This window comes from Photobacterium sp. 2_MG-2023 (assembly GCF_030547675.1).
GTDB classification, from domain to species: domain Bacteria; phylum Pseudomonadota; class Gammaproteobacteria; order Enterobacterales; family Vibrionaceae; genus Photobacterium; species Photobacterium arenosum.
Genome location: NZ_JAUOQQ010000002.1, coordinates 94070 through 111297 on the forward strand (window position 1 = coordinate 94070; position 17228 = coordinate 111297).

At 54.0% G+C, this 17228-nt stretch carries 15 protein-coding genes; 3 read left to right on the forward strand and 12 right to left on the reverse strand.

Translation table 11 applies throughout. From position 1 onward, the window contains the following. Positions 1-252: 252 nt before the first annotated feature. The 4 genes from Q4491_RS03145 to hemL all read right to left on the reverse strand — a co-directional run bounded on the left by Q4491_RS03145 (position 253) and on the right by hemL (position 7726). On the reverse strand, positions 253-3690 hold the full coding sequence (locus Q4491_RS03145) for a response regulator (RefSeq protein ID WP_303454733.1): 3438 nt from the start codon (positions 3688-3690) through the stop codon (positions 253-255). A gap of 285 nt (positions 3691-3975) precedes the next feature. Further along, on the reverse strand, positions 3976-5016 hold the full coding sequence (gene rsmC / locus Q4491_RS03150; RefSeq protein ID WP_218383446.1) for a 16S rRNA (guanine(1207)-N(2))-methyltransferase RsmC: 1041 nt from the start codon (positions 5014-5016) through the stop codon (positions 3976-3978). Positions 5017-5111: 95 nt separating this feature from the next. After that, the gene (locus Q4491_RS03155; protein WP_192015678.1) at positions 5112-6158 is read right to left on the reverse strand and encodes an AI-2E family transporter; all 1047 of its coding nucleotides are present in this window, start codon (positions 6156-6158) and stop codon (positions 5112-5114) included. 272 nt (positions 6159-6430) lie between these two features. After that, positions 6431-7726, reverse strand: a complete 1296-nt coding sequence (gene hemL, locus Q4491_RS03160; protein ID WP_218383442.1) for a glutamate-1-semialdehyde 2,1-aminomutase — start codon at positions 7724-7726, stop codon at positions 6431-6433. Between the two features lie 195 nt (positions 7727-7921). On the opposite strand from hemL, the gene erpA reads away from it, so the two are divergent. Further along, entirely contained in the window at positions 7922-8263 is a 342-nt protein-coding gene (gene erpA / locus Q4491_RS03165; protein ID WP_027253150.1) for an iron-sulfur cluster insertion protein ErpA, read from the forward strand. A gap of 78 nt (positions 8264-8341) precedes the next feature. On the opposite strand, the gene Q4491_RS03170 is transcribed toward erpA, so the two are convergent. Next, entirely contained in the window at positions 8342-9670 is a 1329-nt protein-coding gene (locus Q4491_RS03170) for a peptidoglycan DD-metalloendopeptidase family protein (protein WP_192015513.1), read from the reverse strand. 138 nt (positions 9671-9808) lie between these two features. Between Q4491_RS03170 and tyrS the strand changes: the two genes are divergently transcribed. After that, positions 9809-10996: a tyrosine--tRNA ligase gene (tyrS, locus tag Q4491_RS03175; RefSeq protein ID WP_192015514.1), complete on the forward strand. Its 1188-nt coding sequence runs from the start codon at positions 9809-9811 to the stop codon at positions 10994-10996. A gap of 53 nt (positions 10997-11049) precedes the next feature. On the opposite strand, the gene Q4491_RS03180 is transcribed toward tyrS, so the two are convergent. Genes Q4491_RS03180 through Q4491_RS03190 form a run of 3 tightly spaced genes read right to left on the reverse strand, consistent with a single transcriptional unit; the run spans position 11050 to position 13085 of the window. Next, the gene (locus tag Q4491_RS03180) at positions 11050-11643 is read right to left on the reverse strand and encodes a flavodoxin family protein (protein WP_218383438.1); all 594 of its coding nucleotides are present in this window, start codon (positions 11641-11643) and stop codon (positions 11050-11052) included. A gap of 11 nt (positions 11644-11654) precedes the next feature. Then, a complete protein-coding gene (locus Q4491_RS03185; RefSeq protein WP_303454525.1) occupies positions 11655-12644 on the reverse strand; it encodes a questin oxidase family protein in 990 nt (329 codons plus the stop codon). Positions 12645-12668: 24 nt separating this feature from the next. Next, complete coding sequence (locus Q4491_RS03190; protein WP_303454529.1) at positions 12669-13085, reverse strand: VOC family protein; 417 nt, start codon at positions 13083-13085, stop codon at positions 12669-12671. A gap of 163 nt (positions 13086-13248) precedes the next feature. Here Q4491_RS03190 and Q4491_RS03195 point away from each other — a divergent pair, with 163 nt between their 5' ends. After that, complete coding sequence (locus tag Q4491_RS03195; protein WP_303454532.1) at positions 13249-13845, forward strand: DedA family protein; 597 nt, start codon at positions 13249-13251, stop codon at positions 13843-13845. Positions 13846-13847: 2 nt separating this feature from the next. Here the strand turns inward: Q4491_RS03195 and Q4491_RS03200 are convergent, their stop codons facing one another. The 4 genes from Q4491_RS03200 to mtnN all read right to left on the reverse strand — a co-directional run bounded on the left by Q4491_RS03200 (position 13848) and on the right by mtnN (position 17149). Then, positions 13848-14465, reverse strand: coding sequence for a TRIC cation channel family protein (locus Q4491_RS03200; RefSeq protein ID WP_027253144.1), 618 nt, complete (start codon positions 14463-14465; stop codon positions 13848-13850). Positions 14466-14601: 136 nt separating this feature from the next. After that, on the reverse strand, positions 14602-15495 hold the full coding sequence (btuF, locus tag Q4491_RS03205; protein WP_303454541.1) for a vitamin B12 ABC transporter substrate-binding protein BtuF: 894 nt from the start codon (positions 15493-15495) through the stop codon (positions 14602-14604). Continuing rightward, positions 15492-16448 (reverse strand): cobalamin biosynthesis family protein, encoded by a 957-nt coding sequence (locus Q4491_RS03210; RefSeq protein WP_303454544.1) that lies wholly within the window; start codon positions 16446-16448, stop codon positions 15492-15494. The genes btuF and Q4491_RS03210 overlap by 4 nt, the downstream gene beginning before the upstream one ends. Next, positions 16448-17149: a 5'-methylthioadenosine/S-adenosylhomocysteine nucleosidase gene (mtnN, locus tag Q4491_RS03215; RefSeq protein WP_192015521.1), complete on the reverse strand. Its 702-nt coding sequence runs from the start codon at positions 17147-17149 to the stop codon at positions 16448-16450. Before mtnN ends, Q4491_RS03210 begins: the two co-directional genes overlap by 1 nt. Positions 17150-17228: the final 79 nt, after the last annotated feature.

Sequence of the window (17228 nt, forward strand, 5' to 3'; positions counted from 1 at the left end):
CGGCTGATGGCGGATGGGAGGCTGATGGTATGGCGAACTGATAGCGCACGGGAGGCTGATGGCACGCGGGGAACTGATGGCGGATGAGAGACTGATGACGTGGCGTACGGAGGGCGACGGAATTGCTGTCCGGGCCGCAGAGTGACACAAACCAGTCTCTAATCAAATAGGGTTATTTAAGGCCATAGATGGCTGTCATTCATCCAGCAGCGGGGGGGAGCTGCCCCATTGTCCGGGATGAAACGGCTGAATTTACTGGCTGATCATACGCTGAAGACGATTACGCATCTCAAGGATTGCTTCCCTGTCCCGGCTCTCTTTGGCACAGCGTTCCAGCACAAAATCCAGTGTGTTGAGAACGGTGCGCCAGCGCGGTGTTTTCGGCAGTGTTTCCAGCTGTAAATATTTGTCCAGGGTACGTGTTTGCAGTGTGCTCCTGTCGAGGTACACGCGCCACAAGCCACTTTCTTCTGCTAGATCAAACTTGGTTTTTCCGGTAGAGGCTTCCCAGAACTGCAGGCAGTCTTTCATTACATCTACCAGCATTTGTCTCAACTGATCGGCTTTATCCGGCTGAGAGTGATCCAGCCGGTCTGCCAACTGGCTGAACTCACCACCCATGTCGCGTAAACGCTGCAGGCTGTGCTTGTCGCCATCTGTCGCGAAACCGGAGAGCACATCGACGGCATTTTCCAGTAACGCAATGCGTTGTACTGAGCTGGGACCCTGACTGTCAAAGATAAACATCTGGCTGAGCCCGGACTCGGCGGGCAACTGGATAAGATCGGTCGCCAGAGTCTGCTTGCCATCCTGAATCCGATAGCTCAGTTCACCGCTGTAATGGCGGTTCTGTTCAATATCTTCAGGCAGTTGGGTCAGCAGCAGATCCTGAATCGACAAGCGTTCCAGCTGCTCCGGTGCGCGCTGAAAGAGCTGGCCGGCCGCATTGTTAGCATAGCGGATGCGGCCATCTTCGCGGGTGCACAGGATGGCCTCGCTGGTGGATTCCAGCAGACCCAGCAGGCGTGTCTGGGTATCAAGCAGGGCCAGCTGCACCTGTTCGCGGTGGCGGATTTCCTGCTGCAGCCATTGATTTTCAGTGCGCTGCCTTTCTGTCTGGGCGGCTTGCAGGTGGGCCCGGATCCGGGCGGTCAGCTCGTCTTTATTAAAGGGTTTGGTCAGGTAGTCGTTGGCACCGAATTCAAAGCCTTTTACCCTGTCCCGCACTTGCCCTAATGCAGACAGCATGATGATCGGCAGTTCTGTCAAACTATAGCGGGTACGTAATTGCTGACACACTTCATAGCCGCTCATGCCCGGCATCATGACATCAAGCAGGACCAGTGACGGTTGATGCGCTTCCATCAGACTGAGGGCTTGCTGACCGTTTTCAGCTGTGATCACCCGATAGCCGGCAATGCGTAAAAAGCTGGTGACGACCTGTAAGTTCACCGGTTCATCGTCGACGACCAGCAGGATCTCGCCATCAGGATTATCAGGCAAGTCATCAATATTGACCGTGTTGGCATCCTGGCGAGGAGCCTGAAAATGGTCATGCTGCGGCGTGCTGAGCTGGCTGCGGGCAATGTCTTCTTTGGTGGCCAGTGGCAGGATGAAGCTGAAGGTCGTCCCTATCATTGGCTGGCTGCTGACATACAGGCTGCCGCCCATCAGCTCAATCAGCTGACGGCTGATGGACAGTCCCAGCCCGGCCCCCTGGTGGTAGTTCGCCGAGCCTGTGTTGGCCTGCACCAGGGGTTCAAAAATGTGTTCCAGTTGCTCAGCAGGTATGCCCTGACCGGTATCAACTACCTGAATGCGGACCTGACTTTCCAGCACAGTGGCGGAAAGAATAATTTTGCCCTCTGAGGTGTACTTAATGGCGTTGCCCACCAGGTTGTACAATATCTGTTCCAGGCGTTGTTCGTCAGCGATCACCAGAGGTAAATCCGCAGGGATCTGATTGATGATACGCACCGGTTTGCCATCCAGCAGATGTGCCGACAGTTCAAGCACTAAGCGGTTGGCCGCCGCAAGATCGACCGCGTGGGGCTGGATATCGAGATCGCCATAGCGCATTTTGTGGTAGTCGAGCAAATCGTCGACCAGTTTGGTCAGGCGCTGACCACTGCTGATGATCATGTCCAGCTGGCGTTGCTGATCCGGCTGGATCGGTCCGTTGGCCCCGGCCAGCATGGCTTCGGCGATGCCGACCATACCGTGCAGCGGGGTACGCAGCTCATGGGAGGTGGTGGCAAGAAATTCGTCTTTGAGCTTGTCGGCGGTCTGCAATTCTTCGTTCTGTTGCTGGATAACGGCCAGATTGTGTTCCAGCTCGGTATTTTGCTCGCGGATCAGGGTGATTTTTTCGCGAATGGAGCGTTGCATTCTGGCAAAGCTGATCGCCAGACGGCCAATTTCATCACGGCGATCGGTCGAGGTGATCTTTTGATCCAGATCGCCGGCTGAGACTTGCTCGGCGGCCCAGGTTAAACGCAGCAGCGGGGCGGTAATGTAATTGGACAGCCAGTGCGCCGTGATGGTCACCAGTATGACGGCAGCCAAAATGGCCAGAAGGAAAAATTCCTCTAACTGGTGGATGCGGGAGAAAGCTTCCTGCTCCGGCAGTTCAACTACCAGGGCCCATTTGTTGCCGAGCACGTCAATGGGGGCATACGCACTCAGCACAGGAATCTTGTTGAAATTCAGTAAGCTGCCGACGCCTGCCTGGCCTGCCAGTGCATGATCAATACCGGCACTGGCCAGCTCTGCCGGTAAGTCACCGTCGTTGGGCAAGCGCAGGTTGTGGTCCTGCCCGATGAGCAGCGTCTGGACGTACTGATTAGCCTCACTGCTGCTGGACATGACGTCGGCAATGGTGCGGTTGCTCAGTTTAAAGAAAGCGTAACTGTGCAGGTAGCCATGCTGAATGATAGGAGCGGCGAACCAGGCGGTCGCTTCTCTGTTTTCGCCATCGGCGGCGAAATCGGTAAAGGCGATAGGCATCTGCTCTGGCTCGCGATCACCCAAGTTTTTTTGGCTGTTACGAGATTGCCGCTCTCTGAACTGAGCGGTCAGGTTTTTGATGGTGCTGTAAGTCTGGCTGAGTGCCGGGTATTGCGCGCTGCCGGCCCCTAAACGGGCTGCAAACAAATCCGGGCTGCGAGAGGTGTACACCACATTACCATCAAGATCCACCAGCAGAAGGTCACTGAAATCAGAGCGTTTCAGATATTCCTCATAGGCCCAGTGATAGCGTTTGTAGATCAGGCGGTATCTTTCCTGAACGATATAATCAGGGGAGGTGTTATCCACTTCGCTGGACGGTGGCCGGGAGATCAGGGTACGACTGAAATATTCGCCGTTAGTAGAGCCTTTGCTGAGGCGGTTGATGTCCCCTAACTGGCGGAAGGCGCCGACTATGCCATAAAAACGCCCGCCACTGGCGTTGGCCAGTTCGGAGCGAACAAAGCTCTGTATTTCAGATTCTTTCGCGGTAAAAAAGGCACTGATCTGCTGGCGTTTGTTATCGCGCAATGAAGCCAGGTGATTGGTACTCTGTTCAGCCAGATCCCGGGTGTGTGAATGCAGGAAAAACAAGGAAGACAGGGTGAGCGGGATCAGGCTCAGCAAAAGGAAAGCCAGCATCAGAGTATGCTGGAGACGTTTAAAACGGGTGGTATTTTGCATGTCCGGCTGACCTTTGATCTGCTGATACAAATCTGTCTGTGATGCTATCAAAAGCGCTCACTGGCATTTTTGCCAAAACGCAGCCAGCCGTTTTGACGGCGAACGGGCAGTTTACGCGGGGGCTTTTGCAGCTGAGTTACCGTTTATACTGAGTTTTTTTTTACAATCAAGGAAGTCATGGATGAAGCGTGTGCTATGACACAATTTTGACGGATTTGACGGACTTTGTCGCGAAAAGCAGGGATTTCATTGCCTGCCATCACAAAAGACGGCAGGCAAACAGACTTATTTTTTTGCGTGATAAATGGAGAACTTATTGTTTTTTGCGCGAATATCATAGCCCCCCAGGCAACGTTCCAGCAAAGGCGGATATTGCAGAAAATTGTTGGCCACTATCAACAGCTCTCCACCAGCACTCAGGTGAGCCGGAGACTGTTCGATAAACTGCTCAGTGGCAGCATAGAAGGTTTTCAAACCGGCATGGAAGGGCGGGTTGCTGATGAGAAAGTCGTATTGTTCCGGCAGTGAATGATAAACATCGGTGGCAATAAAACCCCCTTCCAGGTGGTTGACGCGGAAAGTCTCTCTGGCAGAGGCAATGGCCAGGGCGCTGATATCCGCCAGATCCAGTGTGATGTCCGGAAAACGGGTTTTCATCACCGCACCTATGACGCCGGCGCCGCAGCCAAAATCCAGCACGCGTCCGGACAGATCCGGCAGATTGTCAACCAGAAGGCGGGATCCCTGATCAAATTCGCCCAGGCTGAATACGCCCGGCAGTGAACGGATAGTCAGCGTTTGCTCACCGATAGTCAGGGTGTAATTGCGGAACCAGTCATCAAGCTTGAATTCTGGTGCCTGATCCTGACAGCGTCCCCAGTAAAAACTGCACCGGCGTGCGGTGTCGTATTTGTTGAGCGGGCCGTACGGGGCAAACATTTTTTCGGCACTGCGCACGCCACTGCGGTTTTCACCCACAATGCAGATCTCGGTTTCCGGTCCGCAATGCGCCAGCAGCATCGCCAGCAGATAGTCGGCTTCGGCTTTGGCTTTCGGCCAGTAGAGCAGGATCATGTCGACCCCTAGTGCATCATCGGCTGACAGCTCTGCGCCGAAATGGCTGCTGATCTTACTCGAACGGCTCAGGCTGAGATGCTGGCCATAGTGGGTGGTGAAAACCCGGACACTACTGGCGACTGCTGCCAGCTCTATTGGATAGAGATCGTCCAGTTCTCCGGCTACCAGCACATGGCGATCGGTAAAAAAGTCGATTTGACGGGCAACTACCTGGCTGGCAGCACTATAGGTCGACGCATTGGAAGACATGAGAGCCTCTGTGGTGATTCTGATTCCGGGCGCGAATTGTTCCACAATTCCGGCCGTATGGAAAGGCAGCCGTTGATTCGGCTGCCGACGGTTGACTAGCTATGATCCTGCTGGTCGAGAAAGTCTTTAAACTCAGTTTCATACAGTTTAAACAAGACTAGGGTGACCGCGAAAATGATCGGCCCGTATATCAGCCCAATCAGGCCGAACAGATGTAAGCCGCCCAGAATAGAGAAGAAGATCAGCAAGGTGTTCATGCCTGAATTGCCCTGCATCAGCAGTGGCCGAACGAAATTGTCGATAGAGCCAACCACTATAATGCCCCAGGCGATCAAAAACACCGCCCATTCCCATTGATCAATCAGCAGGAGATATAAGGACGCCGGTAACCAGATCAGTGCCGTACCGAACACTGGAATGAAGGAAGCAAACGCCATCATAGATCCCCAGAATAGTCCGGGGAAACCGGCTAACCACATGGCAAAGCCGCCGGCGACACCTTGTGCCAGCGCCGTCAGGAAGGATCCCATGACGGCAGACTTTGCCACTTGCTCGACTTCAGTCAGTAAGGCATCTTCCTGGCTGCGCGATAAAGGCAATACATGGCGCAGGGTGGACACAATTTTGTCGTGGTCACGTAACAGAAAAAAGAGCACAAACAGCATCAGCAGAAAGCTGAGCACAAAGTTAGTGGCATCACCCAGCAATTTGGCACTGATATTCAGCAGCTGGGTACCCAGCTTAGAGGCCGCTGACGCCAGCTTCTGAACAATGGAGTGCACGTCCAGGCTTTCAAAAGGAGACCATTTATTGATGGTATGCAGCACAGTTTGCGCGTAAGGATGCGACAGGACTTCCTTGGGACCGCCTTCGGTCAGCCAGACGTAGCTGTCTTTGGAAAAAGCGGAGCCTTGCTGAACAATGGAGGCGAAGACGACCAGCACAGGGATCACTATGATAAAGGTCAGTATGGTGCAGGATAAAATGGCAGAGCGATTTGGCCGGCCAAAGCGCTTTTCAATTCTGGCGTGCAACGGATAGAAAAGCAGGGAAATGATAAAGGCCATGACGATTGGGCCGAGATATGGCTCAATCAACCGGTAACTGGCATAGGTGGCCACTGCCAGCGCAGCCATGAGCATCCAGTGTCTCGACTGGGCTTGAAAAGGTTTTGGCACGGGGTTGTCCTTCAGCAGATTTGCAATCTGTTTATCATTGCATCCGGTTGAGATGCTGGCAATGGCGTCAGTGAGTATTTCTGTGATATTTCAGTGACATCTGTCCGGAACAAAAAGATGTTCATTCTGTAACAAAAGGTAAGCTGCAGAAAGAGCCAAGGAATGTGTAAAGGGTAGTGCAAAGAAAAGGGCAGGATTTCTCCTGCCCTTGCGCAACCAGAAATAGGACGCGTGTTTTACCGGGCTTCTTGTGCCAGTGTTGCAAACGCGTATTCTGCCGCTTCCAGGGTGGCGTCGATCTCTTTCTCGCCGTGTGCCAGCGAGGTAAAGCAGGCTTCGAATGCTGAAGGTGCCAGATACACACCTTTTTGCAGCATCAGGTTGAAGAAACGCTTGAATCTCTCTACATCACAGCGGGCAACGTCCTGGTAGCTGTGCACATTTTGCTGATCGGTAAAGAAGAAACCAAACATAGCACCGACCTGATTAGTGACCAGCGGGATGCCATATTTGTCGGCCAGCGCCTGAAAACCTTCGGCCAGACGCTGGGTGGTTTGCGCCAGGCGTCTTTCATTGCCTTCCTGGGTCAGGATCGTCAGGCAAGCAAAGCCTGCAGCCATGGCCACCGGGTTACCCGACAGCGTACCGGCCTGATAGACAGGGCCGGTCGGTGCAATATACTGCATGACCTCGCGTCGGCCGCCGAACGCGCCGACAGGCATACCGCCGCCAATGATTTTACCTAAAGTCGTCAGATCCGGTTTAACGTCGTAGTAAGCCTGAGCGCCGCCGTGAGCGACGCGGAAACCTGTCATTACTTCGTCCAGGATCAGCAGGGCACCGAACTCGTCACAGATCTCGCGCAGCCCTTGCAGGAAGCCCGGTACAGGTGGAATGCAGTTCATGTTGCCAGCCACAGGCTCCACTATGATGCAGGCAATTTGCTCCGGGTGTTCAGCAAAGGCTTCACGCACCGATTCCAGGCTGTTGAAGGTGCAAGTCAGTGTGTGTTTGGCGAAATCTGCCGGTACACCCGGCGAGCTTGGCTGGCCTAAGGTCAGGGCGCCGGAACCGGCTTTTACCAGCAGGCAGTCAGCATGGCCATGGTAGCAGCCTTCGAATTTGATAATTTTGTCGCGGCCGGTGAAACCACGGGCCAGGCGAATGGCACTCATGGTGGCTTCGGTGCCAGAGCTGACCATGCGCACCATTTCCATGGATGGCACCAGCTGAGATACCAGCTCTGCCATGGTGATTTCCATCTCGGTCGGCGCACCGAAGCTCAGACCCTGACGGGCAGCATCGATCACCGCATCACGGATGGCAACATGGTTGTGGCCAAGGATCATAGGTCCCCAGGAGCCGACATAGTCGATGTAAGCTCTGCCATCGGCATCAAAAATATAGGCACCGTCGGCACGCTCAATAAACAGCGGATCGCCGCCCACGCCAGCAAATGCGCGGACCGGAGAGTTGACCCCGCCAGGAATGGTATGTTGTGCTTTGGCAAATAATTCAGCCGATTTGCTCATGGTTATTTCCTGTAATCCTTTGGTGATAAGGGCGCTATTGTACGTAAATGCGAATTCAATGGCGAGAGGGCATTTTTGTTGATCCGCCCACTTATACGACGCGTTTGTGGTCAATACTTGAACGCAGCAGTCAGGTATTAGATAATCGTCTCAAAGGTCAGTTGACCAACATGAAGATGAATTGAGAGGTTGCTAATGAGCGATGCCAGTTTCCCGCTGAACTTTTCGGATGTTGCAGCGAATAAGGTGAAAGCGCTGATAGCGGAAGAGGAAAACCCTGAGCTGAAACTGCGTGTGTATATCACAGGCGGTGGCTGCAGTGGCTTCCAGTATGGTTTCACCTTTGACGAAAAAGTGAATGACGGCGATACCACCATAGAGAACAGCGGTGTCACCCTGGTGGTTGACCCTATGAGTCTGCAGTATCTCATTGGCGGTACGGTTGATTATACCGAAGGACTGGAAGGCTCCCGTTTCTTTGTGAGCAACCCGAATGCCACCACCACTTGTGGCTGCGGTGCATCCTTTAGCGTGTAAAGAGCCGTTACATGCGACGCCAAAAAAAGCCGTCACCTTGGGTGACGGCTTTTTTGTTTGCCATTTTTATCTCAAACCTCAGCTTCTGGACGGTATTAAACTGGCATTGCTATTGGTGGCCAGTAATTGTCGCAGCTGAGTGAGCTGCGCCAAACGTTCACTGGCTTGCTGCTTGAAGGCGGCTTTGTCTTTACCTTGCAGCGAGTCTGACTGAGGCAGAGAGACTGTTCTGGGGTTCTTGTGTACGCCGTTGACCAGAAACTCATAGTGCAGGTGAGCCCCGGTTACCCGGCCACTGCTGCCCAGTTTACCTATTGTTTGTCCCTGTTTAACCCGCTGTCCGGTTTTCACCAGGCGTTTGCTCAGGTGCAGGTATTTGGTGACATAGGTGGAACTGTGGCGGATAAAGACATAATTACCGTTGAACTGATTGTAGGCCGATTTCATCACCACACCGTCACCGGCCGACCAGATAGGTGTCCCCACCGGGGCCACGTAATCGGTGCCGCGGTGCGCTTTCACCTGGCCGGTTACCGGGTGCAGACGGCGCGGGTTAAAGTTTGAACTGACGTAGCGGAAGTTCACCGGGGAGCGCAGGAAGGCTTTTTGCATCGCCCGGCCATCCGGATCGTAATATTTGCCGTCGCTGCTGTTTCTGACCGCAGTGAAGGTCTGACCCAGGTTAGAGAAGGTGGCGGCAAGAATATTGCCACGGCCTATGGGCTCGCCTTCGACATAGCGTTCTTCAAACAAGACTGAAAAGGTGTCGCCTTCGCGAATATCCAGAGCAAAGTCGATATCCCAGCCAAAAATACCGGCAATTTCCATGATCTGGTTCGGTGTCAGACCGGCATCCGCCGCGGCATTCCAGAAGCTGGAAGTGATCACCGCCTGGGCAAAATTGAGCTGAGTATCGACCTTCTTCACTTCTGTTCTGGAATGGAAAGTGTCGCCCTTGCGTGTGATATAGAGGGTTTCTGTGGCATTTATCGGCTGAATTAACTGAATCAGATCTTTTTTGTCATCGAGCCCGAACCGTAGCTTGTCGCCGGGGCGTAATGTGATCAGGGATTTGGTGCCCTCATCGGCATTGATCAGGCGATAGAGTGTGGCTGGGCTGAGGCCGACTTTATCAAACACCAGCGCCAGGCTTTCACCCGGCTTGATCACATGCTCTGTCCAGCTCAGCGGGGGCGGTAATAAGGGCGGTGTGACGCCGGTTGCCTGCAGCTGAGGCCCGTCGACATTGATGTCGAGCGGATAGAGTTTGCCGATTTCAAACTTTTGTTCAGGCTTCTCCATCTCCTCTGCGCCCGGCAGCAGGATCAGCAGTACAGTCACCGCACTGATAATGGTGATGAGAATCTGATGTATCCTTGGCAAACGGGAAAATTTTGATATTAGCATTTGATAATTATTTTGATGTTTTTTGCGCATAAGAGAAAAATAAGACAAGGCTAAGTCTAACTGGTTTCAAAAAACATCGCTATTCAAGTAATATTGCCCTTTATCATATTTATGCCAATTTTGTGGGAGTGAACAGGAATGGCCAGCATTGAGCATGCGTTAGCGGAAATTAAGCGCGGGGTCGACGAACTGATCCCGGAAGAAGAGTTGATTGCCAAACTGAAGGAAAATCGTCCTCTGCGAATTAAACTGGGGGCGGATCCGACAGCGCCGGACATTCATCTGGGCCACACTGTCATCCTCAATAAACTGCGTACCTTCCAGGAGCTGGGCCATGAGGTCACTTTCCTGATTGGCGACTTCACCGGCATGGTGGGTGATCCTACCGGTAAAAACACCACACGTCCTCCCCTGACCCGTGAAGATGTACTGCGCAATGCCGAAACCTATAAAGAGCAGGTTTTCAAGATTCTCGACCCGGCCAAAACCAAAATTGAATTCAATTCCACCTGGCTGTCGGAGCTGGGCGCTGAAGGCATGATCCGCCTGGCGGCCAGTCAGACGGTTGCTCGCATGCTGGAACGTGATGACTTCAAAAAGCGCTATAACGAAGGCCGTCCGATTGCCATTCACGAATTCATGTACCCGTTGCTACAGGGCTATGACTCGGTGGCAATGAACACCGATGTGGAGCTGGGCGGTACGGATCAGAAGTTCAACCTGCTGATGGGCCGTGAGCTGCAGAAAGCGGAAGGTCAAAAGCCTCAGGTGGTGCTGACTATGCCACTGCTGGTGGGCCTGGATGGCGTGAAGAAAATGTCCAAATCGGCCCATAACTACATTGGTGTGGCCGATGCCCCGACTGAGATGTTCGGCAAAATCATGTCGATTTCTGATGAGCTGATGTGGAACTACTATGAACTGCTGTCCTTCCGTCCGCTGGAAGAGATTGAGCAGCTCAAGCAGGAAATGGCGAACGGCCGTAACCCGCGCGATGTGAAAATTCTGCTGGCGAAGGAAATCATTGCCCGCTTCCACTCTGAAGCGGATGCCGATGCGGCAGAGCAGGATTTCATCAACCGTTTCCAGAAAGGGGCGATGCCGGATGAAATGCCTGAGTTCGAATTTGCAGCCGGCGTGGCAATCGCTAACCTGCTGAAAGATGCCGATCTGGTCAATTCAACCTCTGACGCACTGCGGATGATCCGCCAGGGCGCGGTGAAAATCGACGGCGAAAAAGTGGATGATACCAAGCTTGAGCTAAGTGCCGGTACGGCTGTGTATCAGGTCGGTAAGCGCAAGTTTGCCCGTATTACCCTGAAATAACAGCTTGTCATAGCATGAGAGAAGGCGCCATTACGGCGCCTTTTTTGTTTCTGTCAGGCCAGAGACGGCACAGGCGCACCGGTCACTACCGGCTGGGTTTGCAGGAGTGCCGCCACCCGCTGGCCCAGATGGGCCGCGGTTTTCACGTCGGCGTCACTGAGCTGTCCGGTTGGGGTGTGACCACTGGCACCCAGCTGGCGGCCCATAGGATTGATCCGTTTGTCGTCATAGCCATAGGGCATATCCATACCGACCCACAACATGCCATGCTGCATTGCCAGTACGAAGAGGTAATTCAGGGTACTGTCCTGCTCGCCGCCCAGACTGCCGCCGACGGTAAACCCGGCAGCCAGCTTGTTACGCCAGCCTTGCCCGCTCCAGCTGTCGCTGCTGGCATCGGCAAACGCTTTGAACTGAGCGGCGGGGCCGCCCATATAGGTCGGACTGCCAAAGAGAATGGCATCGGCCTGCTGCAGGCTGGCAAACAGATCCGGGTCGCTGAAGCGGCCGTTCTGAATATCTTCACCGACAATGCGGTAGCGCATCACCTGAGTGCCGGGCTGGGTTTTGGCACCCTGCGCAATCGCCTCGGCCATTTGATGGGTTGCGCCAGAGCCGGAATAGTAAACCAGTGCAATTGTTTTCATGCGGTGTTCCTTCATAGTTCTTCGTGGGCGGCTAAGCGCATTTGAATGGCCGACAGATATTCGTTGAACTGAAAAGTCTGATACAGGCGGCTGCAGCTGTAGGTCAGTTTGATACTGTGGTCGTCCGACAGGGTGGCGACTGTGCTGAACCAGGCAACCCAGTCCGGCTCAATGCTGCTTGGCTGCGGCTGATTCGGGAACGGACGATCCTGCGTGGAGCAGAAAGCCGCGACATACCCCTGCCAGTAGTAGGCCAGTGCCAGCTGGCGATCCGGCAGGAAAGGCATGAGTTGCAGCAAGGCATCAAACCCGGTGACCCCGTGCAGCAGGGTAAAGTCGTTGCTCGCCAGATAAGCGCGAATAGTGAGGCGGGCAATATCCGATTCTGTGAGATCATCAGGAACGGCGGCGATGGACTGATAGGCTGCGTGATGAACCACTTCATTAACGCGATCAACAATGATGCCGGGTTGAAACGCATAGTGCCTGAAAGCCTCGCACGCCTGCTCGAGTTGAGTCTCAGCCTGATACTGCTCGGTGAAATGTAGTTCACCTAAAGCCTGATACTCACTGGCCCAGTAGGCAAGCGAAACGGCAATTTCATCGGATTCGCCCGTTTCTACCGCATAACTGAGGCGTATCAAACCGTGAAACGCGCTGGTGGCAAGGCCGGGCAGCAGGACGGGGAGCCATTCGTGCAGGACGGAAACGACACCCTGTGCCGCGATGTGCTGGCGAAATTGCCGGTAAAAAGCTGCGAAACTGTCGCGAATACCCAGCTCTGGTGCTGTTTCCTGTGTCGGGTTCCCCTGCCGGATTGGCTGCAATTGCGGCGTGTATTTCTGATAAAAATGCTGTAGCTGTAATGGGCTGGCACCGCAACGTGCCAGAGCGACCAATGCCATGGGTAAATGATTCGACAACTCAGGCCCGTAGATGGGGTCAAATTGCAATCCATTGTCAATCAAAGCCAGACATTCGGCGTGAATGGGCGCATACATTTTAAGATCTCCTGTCCTGAGGGGTTAGAGGGAATAATCATTGCGCAGCAATGGATCGTCACTCAGATACTGGGTGAATTCCCATTCAATACCGTCCCTGTCATAAAAGTAGATCCGCTGGCGCCATGGGTGACGGGTTTCCATGTCATTTTCCCGATACCCCGCGCTGAGCAGGCGCTCACGTACCTGTACAACATCATCAACCACCAGACCGATATGGTTGATCCCCAGATCCTGATAAGGCGTGCGATCGATCTGATCGCGAGCCACCACTTCCTGCAACGCCAGATACGTGCCTTCTGTGCCGATATGACACCAGCGATGTGTGGGTTGTTGCCCCTGGTGACGAACTGCAAATTCCGGGATCGCGGTTTGCTGAAAGTGAATCGTGTTGTCCAGATCACGGACTGTGACATTGGCGTGTTCAACGTAGGGCACCATATGACCTCCTGTCGGATGTTGTGTTTTTGTTAGTAAGGTGTTTTGTTTACATATTAGTGTGGATTTGAATTAAGTAAAGTTTTTTATTTACTTATAAGTGTGAGATCTTTCTTACGACGGCAATCGGGTATAGCATTAAAGTAAGCACACTCAGGAGAAGTTCATGCAGGAGCTGGTGCAGGAATTGTCGCCACTGATCGAGCAATACGGTTACTTAGTGCTGGCACTGGCGATTGCCATTGAAGGGTTGGGGGTGCCGGCACCCGGCCAGTCTCTGCTGATCGTGGCCAGTTATCTTGCCGCGAGCGGTGCGCTTTCTTTGCCGTCTGTATTGCTGGTGGCGGGGGCGGCCAGCTGGCTTGGGAACACGGCAGGCTATGTGCTGGGTGCGATGCTGGCCCGGCTCGTCGAGCGACGAGGATGGGCAAAGCCGGCATCTTTAGTCAAAGTACATGCTTTTATTGATAAATATGGCGTGATTGGCTTGATCCTGAGCCGCTTTCTGGAAGGGGTGAAGCAATTGATCTGTCTCGGGTGCGGCCTCGCTCAGATGCCCTGGCCCCTTTTTCTGACAGGCAACACTCTGGCGGTGGGGATCTGGCTGCTGGTGTTCGGCTATGGGCCGGCCTATTTTTATGACGAGATCGGACAGGCGGGTTTGTTCCTCCAGCGTCATCAGTATGCTTTATGGGTACTGGCGGTAATTGCAGGGCTGGCGTTGCTGCTGAAATTCATTCGCAAGCGCCGCCCGACAAGTTAATTTTACTGACTGCTTCGCAGTGAGAAGGTCGGCAGCGACAGGTGCCAGCGAATGGCCGCCAGCCGGATAGACAGGGTCGTGGCAATACCGCACAGGCTGGCGGCCGCTGTTTCCAGCCCGAAGTGCAGTCCTACTGTGTGGACAATACCGCCCAGAATACAGGCTGTGGCATACACTTCGGTTCTTAATACCATGGGGACTTCACGGGCCAGTACGTCACGGATCACCCCGCCGCCGCAACCTGTGATCACGCCCATGATCACGGCCACCATAGGGGAAGCGCCAAAACGCAGCGCTTTTTCCACACCAATGGCGACGAAGACCGCCAGGCCTATGGCATCGGCCACCGGCAGGAAATACCAGGGCATTTTACGCGGGTTCTGGATCGCCAGCATCGCCAGCAGACAGGTTGCAAAAATCACCCACAAGTAATTGGTGTCTGTGATCCAGAATACAGGTGTCGCGCCCAGTGCCATATCGCGGATAGTCCCGCCGCCAATGGCGGTGACACAGGCCAGTACGACAACACCAAAGGGGTCCATCCTTAACCGTCCGGCAAGCAAAATACCTGAGATGGCAAAAACAGCGGTGCCAAACATATCAAGAGAGTAAATCAGCATAGGATTCCTGCACACAACCAGTGATTAAAAACCGCGCCACCCTGATGACGATGTCGCGGTAAAAAGCGGCTGAGATTGTACGGCGAAATGTAACGCGCACAACCGATAACTTTATCTTTGTGAGCTTATTCACATCCTATTGTGGGTGATGTTTGCGCACTTCATCCAGTTGCTTACAAACTTCCTGAGCGGCCAGCAATGCTCTGGGAGTAGGCCGGTTCAGCCAGTCTGCCTGGGTCTGATACAGATGCTGATCCCGGACCGCAGACAATTGCTCGCGCCAGGGTAACCAGAGGGTGAAGGCGTTGGCATCGGGGCCTGCACTGCCGTGGGTGGTGAAAATCGCTTCAGGGCGGCGGACGATTACTTGCTCTTTCGATACCTGCGGGTACGCCACTGGACTGTCGGCAAAAATATTTTCGCCGCCGCAGAGCGCGAACACCTGGCTGGGCCAGCTATCGCCGGACATGCTCATGAGCGGCGATATGCCCAGCTGGTAAAAATAGCGTACCGGTTTTTGATGCCCGTATTGCTGATTCAGCTGCGCCATGGTCTGACGGAAATCCGAGGCGGCCTGATTGGCTGTGGTCGGATCATCGGCAAAAGTGCCGAGTGTTTCCAGGCTGTCGGCAATCGCATCGAGCGTCGTGGGATGGGAGTAAAAGATCCGGATGCCTAACTGTTCCAGTTTTGCCATTTCTCTGGGCGGGTTACCGCCTTGCCAGGCCAGCACCAGATCAGGCTTCAAGGCCAGGATGCGTTCCAGCTTGATGCCCCGGTAATTCGCGACCCGTTCCAGTGCCAGAGCTTGTGGCGGGTAATCACTGTATTCACTGGCGGCGATAAGTTTGTTGCCCAGTCCGGCGGCATAGGCCAGCTCAGTGGTGTGCGGGGCTAGGCTGATAATACGCTGAGGCTTGCTGCCACTGGCCTGCGCTTCTTTGGTCTGTGCTTCTTTGCCATCTACTGTCGTGACGACCAATGTCAAAGGCATCAGCAGGGTAATAAGCAAGGGTTTAAACAGATTCACAACAGACTTCCCATCAAAAACATGCACACACTTTGCAGCGCCACCCAGGCCCATAACCGCTGTTGCATCAGACGATCAATTTGCGATAAATGCAGGGCGGCAGGGGCGATACGACCTCCGAGCCGCGGACGTTCGAGCTTGCTTGCATCGTAGATAGCCGGACCACCTAAGGCTAGCTGCAGCTTATGGCCGGTGGCGGTGAGCAGCCAGCCCGGTCCGGGCAATTGCCAGTTTTCACCTTGTTCACGCAAACCACGAAAAGCATCACGGCTGTTCTTGCCGACACTGATAGCCACGGCGAGCAGACGCAGGGGGACAATATCCAGCGTAGCCAGAATACGTACCGCAGGTAGACCAAAATGCTGATATTGCTTGCGGCTGGGAGACCAGCAACGGGCCAGGCTGACGGCCAGGCGGTAAAGAATGGCACCAAAACCGCCTGCCACCGCGTACCAGAACAGCACCGCTGCAACCTGGCGGCCATAGCTCAGCAGCTGGGTTTCGGCACAGGCTTTACCCAGGCCAAGCAGTGACAGAGTGTCAGTGTTTCGGTTAAGGGCGACAGAGAGCTGTGCTTTACAGCTGGCCTTATCTTCCCGGCTGTAGGCTTGAATGAAGTTGTGGCTGAAACGGCGGCTGTCACGCCAGCCGAGCGCTATCCACAGCAGCACCAGATGAAACAGGCTGTCTATCCACACCAGCTGATAAAAGGCAATCAGTAGGATCAGAATGGTCATCCACATCATTGACCAGGCCAGCGCGCCGGATAATATCCGCTGGCGCGGTGTATCTGTGGCTTTGTTCACCCGGGCCGCCAGCTGAATGGCGATCTGTTGCCAGATAAGCAAAGGATGGATACTGGCTGGTATGGGCAGCAGCCAGTGTAATGCCAGCGCTCCCCACATCGCCAGCAGGGTTGGATGTTGACTGAGGAGCACAAGCAAATCGTTCATTAGCGGTTAAGCAGCTCCGCCATTTTAACCACCATGGCAGAAGAACTTTTCGCCGCCAGCGGCAGGAATTCTTCGAAGCTCATCGGTGATTCTTTATCGGCCACATCTGAGATAGCACGCACTACCACAAAAGGTACCTTGAACTGATGGCAGGCCTGGGCAATTGCCGCGGCTTCCATTTCAACCGCCACCACCTGAGGGAAAAACGTGCGGATGCGTTGCTGTTGTTCAGCGCTGCATACGAAGGCATCACCGGTGCAGATCAAACCACGTACCGCATGGGGGGTGTCATCCAGCTGAGCCAGCGCCTGCTCGGCGATCTGCATCAGTTTTTCGTCAGACTGGAAAGCGGCAGGTTGCTGCGCCATCTGGCCCATCTGGTAACCAAACGCAGTGACATCGGCATCGTGATAACGCACTTCGGTAGAGATAACCACATCACCGACACTCAGGCTGCTATCAAATCCGCCGGCTGAACCTGTATTGACGACCAGGTCTGGTTCGAAAATTTCCAGCAGAATGGCAGTTCCTACGGCGGCCGCGACTTTACCGATACCGGACTGAAGTAAGACTACTTCTGCACCATTGAGGGTGCCGGTATAAAAGGTGCAGCCCCCTTTTTGCAGGGTGGTGCAGTTGTCGAGTTGGTTTTTCAGGATCACGACTTCCTGTTCCATTGCCCCAATAATGCCGATTTTCATTTACGTTATCTCTTTCTTAAAGTGAACCTTACGGTGATTGGATGCGATTGTAACAATGCCAGACAGCGTGGGAAAGCCT

What these genes read in the sequence shown, in the direction of transcription:
- Q4491_RS03155 (WP_192015678.1), bottom strand. Translation starts at nt 6,158, where the DNA reads ATGCTCATGGCTGCGCTGGCAGTGGCCACCTATGCCAGTTACCGGTTG.
- Q4491_RS03190 (WP_303454529.1), bottom strand. Translation starts at nt 13,085, where the DNA reads ATGGTGCCCTACGTTGAACACGCCAATGTCACAGTCCGTGATCTGGAC.
- tyrS (WP_192015514.1), top strand. Translation starts at nt 9,809, where the DNA reads ATGGCCAGCATTGAGCATGCGTTAGCGGAAATTAAGCGCGGGGTCGAC.
- Q4491_RS03210 (WP_303454544.1), bottom strand. Translation starts at nt 16,448, where the DNA reads ATGAACGATTTGCTTGTGCTCCTCAGTCAACATCCAACCCTGCTGGCG.
- rsmC (WP_218383446.1), bottom strand. Translation starts at nt 5,016, where the DNA reads ATGTCTTCCAATGCGTCGACCTATAGTGCTGCCAGCCAGGTAGTTGCC.
- mtnN (WP_192015521.1), bottom strand. Translation starts at nt 17,149, where the DNA reads ATGAAAATCGGCATTATTGGGGCAATGGAACAGGAAGTCGTGATCCTG.
- Q4491_RS03180 (WP_218383438.1), bottom strand. Translation starts at nt 11,643, where the DNA reads ATGAAAACAATTGCACTGGTTTACTATTCCGGCTCTGGCGCAACCCAT.
- hemL (WP_218383442.1), bottom strand. Translation starts at nt 7,726, where the DNA reads ATGAGCAAATCGGCTGAATTATTTGCCAAAGCACAACATACCATTCCT.
- Q4491_RS03185 (WP_303454525.1), bottom strand. Translation starts at nt 12,644, where the DNA reads ATGTATGCGCCCATTCACGCCGAATGTCTGGCTTTGATTGACAATGGA.
- Q4491_RS03195 (WP_303454532.1), top strand. Translation starts at nt 13,249, where the DNA reads ATGCAGGAGCTGGTGCAGGAATTGTCGCCACTGATCGAGCAATACGGT.
- Q4491_RS03145 (WP_303454733.1), bottom strand. Translation starts at nt 3,690, where the DNA reads ATGCAAAATACCACCCGTTTTAAACGTCTCCAGCATACTCTGATGCTG.
- Q4491_RS03200 (WP_027253144.1), bottom strand. Translation starts at nt 14,465, where the DNA reads ATGCTGATTTACTCTCTTGATATGTTTGGCACCGCTGTTTTTGCCATC.
- erpA (WP_027253150.1), top strand. Translation starts at nt 7,922, where the DNA reads ATGAGCGATGCCAGTTTCCCGCTGAACTTTTCGGATGTTGCAGCGAAT.
- Q4491_RS03170 (WP_192015513.1), bottom strand. Translation starts at nt 9,670, where the DNA reads ATGCTAATATCAAAATTTTCCCGTTTGCCAAGGATACATCAGATTCTC.